General features: G+C 55.1%; 1 pseudogene. It reads right to left on the reverse strand.

The features are described 5' to 3' along the window. Positions 1–741 (reverse strand): annotated as a pseudogene (locus JIG40_RS05945) (transketolase family protein); the annotation flags it as partial.

Genomic DNA, 741 nt, shown 5'->3' on the forward strand with positions numbered 1-741 from the left:
ACCCAGGAATTCACGCGCGGCTTGGATTTCGTCAGCGCCCAGAGGAGCACCGTGACAATCGTGTGAGCCAGCTTTGTTTGGCGAGCCGAAACCGATGATGGTTTTGGTGCAGATCAGTGTTGGACGAGGATCGGCTTTTGCTGCTTCAATCGCTGCGTTGATCGCGTCTGAATCGTGACCGTCAACCGCTGGAATTACATGCCAACCGTAAGCTTCAAAGCGTTTTGGAGTGTCGTCTGAGAACCAGCCTTCCACGTGACCGTCGATCGAGATGCCGTTGTCATCCCAGAAAGCGATCAGTTTGCCCAGGCCCAAAGTGCCCGCCAGTGAACACGCTTCGTGCGAGATGCCTTCCATCAGACAGCCGTCGCCCAGGAACACGTACGTGAAGTGGTCAACAATATCGTGGCCCGGTTTATTGAACTGCGCTGCCAGTGCTTTTTCTGCAATCGCCATACCTACTGCGTTGGTGACACCTTGGCCCAGAGGACCAGTTGTGGTCTCGATGCCAGGTGCGTAACCGTACTCAGGGTGGCCTGGGGTTTTTGAGTGCAGTTGACGGAAGTTTTTCAGATCGTCAATCGACAGCTCGTAACCGCTCAGGTGCAGCAGAGAGTAAATCAGCATTGAGCCGTGGCCGTTGGACAGCACGAAACGGTCGCGGTCTGCCCAGTTCGGGTTTTGTGGGTTGTGGTTCAAGTGACTGCGCCAAAGCACTTCAGCGATGTCAGCCATACCCAT

The organism is Vibrio sp. bablab_jr001 (genome assembly GCF_016464285.1).
Lineage (GTDB): Bacteria > Pseudomonadota > Gammaproteobacteria > Enterobacterales > Vibrionaceae > Vibrio > Vibrio fluvialis.